This window comes from Streptomyces glaucescens (genome assembly GCF_002154375.1).
Lineage (GTDB): Bacteria > Actinomycetota > Actinomycetes > Streptomycetales > Streptomycetaceae > Streptomyces > Streptomyces glaucescens.
This window is the reverse complement of the sequence record NZ_MUND01000910.1, coordinates 1-970: the sequence shown is the minus strand read 5'-3', so window position 1 is coordinate 970 and position 970 is coordinate 1. Positions and strand designations below refer to the sequence as shown.

1 protein-coding gene is annotated in these 970 nt (G+C 70.4%); it reads left to right on the top strand.

Features of this window, described 5'->3' with window-relative positions:
- Positions 1-552: 552 nt before the first annotated feature.
- Positions 553-970: hypothetical protein (locus tag CCN42_RS39185; RefSeq protein ID WP_245877677.1), on the top strand; the 418-nt coding region annotated here is incomplete at its 3' end.

Sequence of the window (970 nt, the reverse complement as noted above, 5' to 3'; positions counted from 1 at the left end):
CTTCGCCGCCGTCCTCGCCGTCGTCCCCGAACCAGCCCTTGACGGTGTCGACGACTCCGCTGCCGTCGTCACCGTCGGACGCTGGTGCGGCGTAGGCGAGCTGGGGCAGCGCGGTGCTCATCACCGCTGCCGCCACCAGGCAGGCCGTTGCCCTTCCCAGTCTGGGTCTCACGCCAAACCTTCCTGATAGAACCTGGCTGAAAACGCCGCCCCCAAGGTGTTTCCGGGGTGTCCGGACAAGGCCGAGAGAATGGCGCCGGGATTTTTAGTCAGGCGGTTGAAGCACTGTCAACTGATAAGACAGTTGGGACAGTTGACGGCAAATTGGCGCTGCCGTGTCTGAATTGTCCGCACAGTGGCGGACGGGGAAGGGGGTCGGGTATAAAGCCCCGGTCATTGCCCGAGGACGGGGTGAAATCGTGGTGCGGAGGGGGAATCGCCGTGAAGGGCACGGAAGAGACGGGGGCGGCGGAGCCGGAGTTGGGGTCGGAGCCGGAGCCGGAGCCGGAGTCGGAGCCGGGGCCCGGGTCCGGCTCCGGGGCTGATGAGTCGATGTCCGCCTCCCCGGCCCCGTCCCGGCGGCCGGACCGTTCCGGGCTGTTCATCGCCGGCGGGATACTCGCCGCGTGCGCGGCGCTCGTCGGCTACGGGATCATGGCCGGAAACGGCGGGGACGACGACAAGCCGGAGCGCAAGGTCCCCACCGCCGCGGTGACCTACGAAGTCACCGGCAGCGGCACCGTCGACATCACGTACCAGGCCCGCAGCGAGTCCGGGAAGGCGGTGGTCGTCGAGGCCGCCACCCTGCCGTGGCGCAAGACCGTCGCCGTGCCGCTGGGCCGGCAGGCGGTCGTCTCCATCACCCTCGGCGAGCAGGGCGGCGAGGCCCGCTGCGCGGTCGCCGTGCGCGGCAGGCACGTACAGGGTGCCACCGCGGCGGGGGAGTTCGGGCGGGCCACCTGTTCGGGGG